Source organism: Actinocorallia aurantiaca (assembly GCF_039533685.1).
Classification (GTDB): Bacteria; Actinomycetota; Actinomycetes; order Streptosporangiales; family Streptosporangiaceae; genus Actinocorallia; species Actinocorallia aurantiaca.
Genome location: NZ_BAAATZ010000034.1, coordinates 211,031 through 217,510 on the forward strand (window position 1 = coordinate 211,031; position 6,480 = coordinate 217,510).

Sequence of the window (6,480 nt, forward strand, 5' to 3'; positions counted from 1 at the left end):
GGTGTGGGGGCCGTCAGTCCTCGTAGACGACGGTGACGTGCGGGGATGCCGGTTCGCCCTGGCAGGTGAGGATCCAGCCGTCGGCGACCTCGTCGTCGTCGAGCGCGTTGTTGATCTTCATCTGGGCGGCGCCCTCGGTGACCTGGGCGATGCAGGTGGCGCAGTTGCCCGCCTCGCAGGAGAAGGGCGGCGAGAGGCCGGCCCGGCGCGCGCTCTGCAGGAGGGTCTCGCCGGAACGCCGCGGGACCGTGTGCTTCTTCCCGGCGAGGACGATGCTGACGGTGCCCTCCGTCTCCTCGCCCGCGGGTTCGTCCTCCTCGAGCCCGAAGCGCTCGATGAAGAGCTGTCCCGGATCGGCCCCGTGCGCCAGCAGGGCACGTTCCACCAGGTCCATGAAGGGGTCGGGGCCGCAGATGTAGAAGTCGGCGTCCAGCGCGCCGGCGGCGAACTCCTTCACCCCGGACTCGGTGACGAATCCGGACAGAGAGTCCAGGTGATGGTGGACCTCGAACCGGTCGGGGTACCGCTCGGCCAGCTCTGCCAGGACCGCCCGGAAGATGACCGATTCGTCGTCCCGGTCGGCCGTGAGCAGCCGGACCCGCCTGTCCGTGGTGGCCAGCGCGGTCTTGACGAGCGACAGGACCGGCGTGACGCCGCTGCCCCCGGAGAACGCCACCAGGGGGGCGCCGGTCTCCCGCAGGCAGAAGACCCCGGCGGGGAGCGTGGCCTCCAGGAGGTCGCCGGGGGAGAGGTCGTCGTGCATCCAGTTCGAGACCAGGCCGCCCGGCACGCGCTTCACCGTCGTCGTCAGTTCGGGATCGGTGGCCGGGGAACTGGACATCGAGTAGCTGCGCAACGTCCCGCACGCTTTGAACGTCAGGAACTGCCCGGCCTGATAGTCGAAAGACGCGTCAAGGACGTATGTCCGGGTGTCGGCTGTCTCCTGGATGATCCGCTTGATCCGGACCGGATGGAAGCCGTGGTCTCGTGCCATGTCTGGAATTTATCTTCTCTTCCTGGGAGATTACAATTCTCGCCCCCATGAACGGAGCTCTCATCATGCGAACGATCCCCCCGGAACTGGTCGAGCGGTACGAGGCGGAAGGCTGGTGGACCGAGGAGACGATCGGAGACCTGCTGGCCAGGGGCCTCCGGGAGGCGCCGGACGTGGAGTTCCGGGTGCACTCGGCCGTACGCCCCTGGTCGGGGACGTTCCGCGACGTCGAACTCGTCGCGCGCAGGCTGGCCGCCGGACTGCGCGAACGGGGCGTGGGCCCGGGCGACACGGTCGTGTTCCAGCTGCCCAACTGGATGGAGGCCGCCGCGGTCTTCTGGGCGTCGTCGCTCCTCGGCGCGGTCGTGGTGCCGGTCGTGCACTTCTACGGGCGCAAGGAGCTCGGCTACATCCTGGACACGGTCCGGCCGCGCGTCTTCATCGGGGCCGAGGGCTTCGGGCGCATGGAGTTCCAGGCCGACCTGTGCGCCGGCGTGCCCGTCGTCGGCGTGGTGGGGCGGGACTTCGACGACCTGCTCGCCGACGAGCCCCTGGAAGGCGTCCTCGCGACCGACCCGTCCGGCCCCGCGCTGATCGCCTTCACCTCCGGCACCACCAGCGACCCCAAGGGCGTGGTCCACAGCCACCGGACCCTCGGCCACGAGACGCGCCAGCTCGCCGGCCTCTACCCGCCGGACCGGGGCAAGCAGCTCACGTCGGCCCCCGTGGGCCACTTCATCGGCATGGTGAACGCCTTCCTGATCCCGGTGCTGGACGGCACGCCGGTGAACCTCGCCGACGTCTGGGACCCGGCGCGGGCGCTGTCGCTGATGATGAGCGACGGTCTCACCGTGGGCGGCGGCGCGACGTACTACGTGACGAGCCTGCTGGACCATCCCGACTTCACCCGCGAGTACCTGCCGTACATGAGGTACGCGGGCCTCGGCGGCTCGTCGGTGCCCTCGGCGGTGACCGACCGCCTGGACGGCCTCGGCATCACGGTGTTCCGCTCCTACGGCAGCACCGAGCACCCGTCGATCACGGGTTCGCGGTACACGGCCCCCGCGGGCAAGCGCCTCTACACCGACGGGGACGTCCTGCCCGGCGTGGAGGTCCGGCTGGCCGAGGACGGCGAGATTCTCAGCCGGGGCCCGGAGCTGTGCCTGGGCTACACGGATCCGGCCCTGACGGAGGCGGCCTTCGACGAGGAGGGCTGGTACCGCACCGGCGACATCGGCGTGCTCGACGAGGACGGCTATCTCACGATCACCGACCGCAAGTCCGACATCATCATCCGCGGCGGCGAGAACATCAGCGCCCTGGAGGTCGAGGAGGCGCTCCTGGCGCTGCCGGGGGTCGCGGAGGCCGCGGTGGTGGCGGTTCCCGACGAGCGGCTCGGCGAGCACGCCGCGGCGGTCGTGCGGCTGAGGCCCGGGCACTCCCTGCCCTCCCTCGAGGAGGTGCGCGTCCACCTGGAGGGCGTGGGCCTGGCCCGGCAGAAGTGGCCGGAGGAGCTGCACGAGGTGGCCGACTTCCCGCGCACGGCCAGTGGCAAGGTCCAGAAGTTCGTCCTCCGCAGGGACTTTCGAGACATTGCAGTATGCTCCGCTTGAGAATAGGATTCTCATAATCAGCCAAGGAGGATCTCCAATGCCGTCACGCGAGCTGCCGTATCCGGTCTTCGACGCGGACAACCACCTGTACGAGCCCCAGGACGCGTTCACGCGGTACCTGCCCGAGGAGTACAAGGGCGCGATCCAGTACGTGCAGGTCGGGAAGCGGACGAAGATCGCGATCCGGGGTCAGATCAGCGAGTACATCCCGAACCCAACGTTCGAGGTGGTGGCCCGACCGGGCGCCCAGGAGGACTACTTCAAGAACGGCAACCCCGAGGGCAAGTCCTATCGGGAGATCGTCGGCGAGCCGATGCGCTCCATCCCGGCGTTCCGGGAGCCGGGCCCGCGCCTGGAGCTGATGGACGAGCAGGGCGTCCAGCGCACCCTGATGTTCCCGACGCTGGCGAGCCTGCTGGAGGAGCGGATGCGGGACGACCCGGATCTGACCCATGCGGTCGTCCACTCGCTGAACCAGTGGCTGGACGAGGTGTGGTCCTTCAACTACAAGGACCGCATCTTCACCACCCCGGTGATCACGCTGCCGATCGTCGAGAAGGCCATCGAGGAGCTGGAGTGGGTCCTGGAGCGCGGGGCGCGCGCCATCCTGATCCGCCCCGCTCCGGCGTACGGGCTGCGCGGCCCCCGGTCGTTCGCGCTGCCGGAGTTCGACCCGTTCTGGAAGCTGGTGCAGGACTCCGGCACGCTGGTGGCCTTCCACTCCTCCGACAGCGGCTACGCGCGCTATGTCAGCGACTGGGAGGGCGCGGGCCAGGAGTACCTGCCGTTCAAGCCGCAGCCCTTCCGCGCTCTCGGGCAGTGGCGGCCGATCGAGGACGCGGTGGGATCGCTGATCGCCCACGGCTGCCTGTCGCGCTTCCCCGATCTGAGGATCGCGACCGTGGAGACCGGGTCGTCGTGGGTCGCGCCGCTGATGGCGAGCCTGAAGGACGCCTACAAGAAGATGCCGCACGGCTTCGAGGAGAACCCGGTGGAGCAGATGCGCCGCCTGATCCACGTCAGCCCGTTCATCGAGGACGACATGGCGGCGCTGGGCGACCTGCTGGGGATCGACCGGGTGCTGTTCGGCTCGGACTACCCCCACCCCGAGGGCAAGGCCGACCCGATCACCCACGTCGACAACCTCACGGCTTTCGACGACGAGGACAAGGCCAAGATCATGGGCGGCAACCTGGCAAGGCTGATCTCGCGATGAAGTGGGACACCATCCCCGAGATGGTGCTCAGCTCCGCCGACCGCTTCGGCGACGCCGAAGCGGTCGTGGACGGGCCGCTCCGGCTCACCTTCACCGAACTCGTCGACCGGATCCGCGTGGCCGCGGGCTCCTTCGCGCAGGCGGGTGTCGAGAAGGGGGACCGTGCGGCCGTCTGGGCGCCCAACTCGGCCGAATGGATCATCGCGGCGTTCGGCCTGCTGACGGCCGGCGGCGTGCTGGTCCCGGTCAACACCCGCTTCAAGGCGGAGGAGGCGCACGACGTCATCCGCCGCAGCGGGGCCAAGCTCGTGCTGTCGCAGCCGGGCTTCCTCGGCCAGGAGTACCTGGCTCCGCAGGGGGTGCCGTCGATCGACCTGAAGTCGGACTTCCTGTCCAGCGGAAACCCCTTCGAACGGAAGGTGAGCGGCGGGGACATCGCCGACGTCGTCTTCACCTCCGGCACGACGGGGCGCCCCAAGGGCGTCATGATGAACCACCGCCAGACGCTCCGGCTGTACTCCGAGTGGTGCGATCTGGCCCAGGTGCGCGAAGGCGACCGCTACCTGATCGTCAACCCGTTCTTCCACATCTTCGGGTACAAGGCGGGCTGCATCGCCTCCATGATCCGGGGCATGACCGTCCTCCCGATGGCGGTCTTCGAACCGGAGAAGGTCTTCGAGCTGGTGGAGCGCGAGAGGGTGACGGTGCTGCCCGGCCCGCCCACGCTCTACCACTCGCTGCTGGAGGCGGGGAAGGGACGCGACCTGTCGTCCCTGCGCGTCGCCGTGACCGGCGCCGCGGACATCCCGGTCGAGCTGATCCGCCGGGTGAGCGAGGAACTGCCCTTCGAGTCGATCATGACCGGCTACGGGCTCAGCGAGGCGGGGACCGCCACGGCGTCCCGTCCCGGCGACTCGTTCGAGGAGATCGCCACGACGGTCGGCACCCCCTGCGACGGCGTCGAGGTGCGAATCGCCGAAGACGGCGAGGTCCTGATCCGCGGCTACAGCGTCATGCAGGGCTACCTCGACGACCCGGCCGCGACCGCCGAGGCGGTCGACGCCGACGGCTGGCTGCACACCGGCGACCTCGGCTCGCTGGACGAGAAGGGCCACCTGCGGATCATCGGCCGCAAGAAAGACATGTTCATCGTGGGCGGGTTCAACGCCTATCCGGCGGAGATCGAAGGTTTCCTCCTGGAGCATCCGGCCGTGGCGCAGGCCGCCGTCATCGGGGTCCCCGACGAGCGGCTCGGCCAGGTCGGCAAGGCCTTCGTCGTCCCGCGCGGACCGGTCACGGAGGAGAAGCTGATCGCCTGGAGCCGGGAGCGCATGGCCGGCTACAAGGTGCCCCGTTCCGTGGTGTTCCTGGAGGAGCTGCCGCTGAACGCCACCGGCAAGGTGATGAAGGACCTGCTGCGATGACCGCCGCGTCCTGCTTTGCTCCCTGATCGCTGTACGGAAGGAGTCGACATGCGTCTCGGATTCATCGGCGCCGGGAGGATGGGCCGCCCGATGGCGCGCCGCCTCGCCGAGGCCGGCCACGACGTGCGGGTGCTGGCCCGCTCGCCCGAGGCCCGCTCGGCACTGGAGGAGGAGGGCCTGAGCCCCGCGGACGGTCTCGCCGAGGCCGCCGCCGGAGCGGACGCCGTCGTGGTCTGCGTCTTCACGGACGAACAGGTCCGCGAGGTCTGCCTCGACGGAGGGCTGCTCGACGCGATGCCGTCGGGTTCCGTCCTCGTCGTCCACACCACCGGCGGCCCGAGGACGGCCGAGGACGTCGCCGCGAGGGCCGCCTCGCGCGGGATCGACGTGGTCGACGCCCCGGTGAGCGGGGGCCCGCACGACATCGCGGCGGGCCGGGTGACGGTCTTCGCGGGCGGCGCGGACGAAGCGGTGGCCAGGGTCCGTCCCGCGTTGGAGAGCTACGGCGATCCCGTCCTGCACGTCGGCCCTCTCGGCTCCGGCCAGCGGGTCAAGCTCCTCAACAACGCCCTGTTCGCCGCCCAGCTCGGCCTGCTCGCCGACGCGGTGCGGCTGGGAGGCCAGTGGGGAGTGGAGGAGTCGGTGCTGCTCGGCGCCCTCCCGCACGGGAGTTCCACGAGCCGCGCCCTGTCGGGCGTCGTGTCCCGTGGGTCGGTCGCGGGTTTCGCCTCCTCGACCCGTGACTTCCTGTCCAAGGACGTGGACGTCCTCAGAAAGGTCGCCGCCGACCTCGGCGGCGACCTCGGCGCGCTGGACGCGGGGCTCGCCACCCTGGCCGCCGCGCTGACCCCCTCTTCGAAGGAATGAACGCCATGGAGCGAGGAGTGCTCTACGTCGCCAGCCGTCCGAGCTCGCCGGAGCGGGAGGCGGAGTACAACGACTGGTACGAGCGGGTGCATCTGCGGGACGTGTGCTCGCTGCCGGGGTTCGTCGGCGCGAAGCGGTTCGCTCCCGTGCAGGACGACGGTCCCTACGTGGCGCTGTACGAGATCGAAGGCGAGGACCTGAACGAGGTCGTCGGCGGGCTGTTCAAGGCGGCCGCGGAAGGACGGTTCGACATGTCGGACGCGATGCAGTTGGACCCGAGGCCTGAGATCCGGGTTCTCAGGCTCACCGGCTCCTACGGAGAGGGGACGCCGGGCGAGGCCTGAGCCCGCTCCTCTCCGGGCACGG

At 69.9% G+C, this 6,480-nt stretch carries 6 protein-coding genes; 5 read left to right on the top strand and 1 reads right to left on the bottom strand.

Features of this window, described 5'->3' with window-relative positions:
- Positions 1–13 precede the first annotated feature (13 nt).
- On the bottom strand, positions 14–994 hold the full coding sequence (locus tag ABD327_RS33620; protein WP_344456914.1) for a 2Fe-2S iron-sulfur cluster-binding protein: 981 nt from the start codon (positions 992–994) through the stop codon (positions 14–16).
- A 65-nt stretch (positions 995–1,059) separates the two neighbouring features.
- On the opposite strand from ABD327_RS33620, the gene ABD327_RS33625 reads away from it, so the two are divergent.
- The 5 genes from ABD327_RS33625 to ABD327_RS33645 are packed head-to-tail and all read left to right on the top strand — an operon-like array spanning position 1,060 to position 6,458.
- Positions 1,060–2,607, top strand: a complete 1,548-nt coding sequence (locus ABD327_RS33625; RefSeq protein WP_344456916.1) for an AMP-binding protein — start codon at positions 1,060–1,062, stop codon at positions 2,605–2,607.
- Between the two features lie 37 nt (positions 2,608–2,644).
- Positions 2,645–3,823, top strand: a complete 1,179-nt coding sequence (locus tag ABD327_RS33630) for an amidohydrolase family protein (protein WP_344456918.1) — start codon at positions 2,645–2,647, stop codon at positions 3,821–3,823.
- Complete coding sequence (locus tag ABD327_RS33635) at positions 3,820–5,247, top strand: FadD3 family acyl-CoA ligase (protein WP_344456920.1); 1,428 nt, start codon at positions 3,820–3,822, stop codon at positions 5,245–5,247. The genes ABD327_RS33630 and ABD327_RS33635 overlap by 4 nt, the downstream gene beginning before the upstream one ends.
- 48 nt (positions 5,248–5,295) lie before the next feature.
- Complete coding sequence (locus ABD327_RS33640) at positions 5,296–6,114, top strand: NAD(P)-dependent oxidoreductase (RefSeq protein ID WP_344456923.1); 819 nt, start codon at positions 5,296–5,298, stop codon at positions 6,112–6,114.
- A 5-nt stretch (positions 6,115–6,119) separates the two neighbouring features.
- Entirely contained in the window at positions 6,120–6,458 is a 339-nt protein-coding gene (locus ABD327_RS33645; protein ID WP_344456925.1) for a putative antibiotic biosynthesis monooxygenase, read from the top strand.
- The last annotated feature ends 22 nt before the right edge of the window (positions 6,459–6,480 follow it).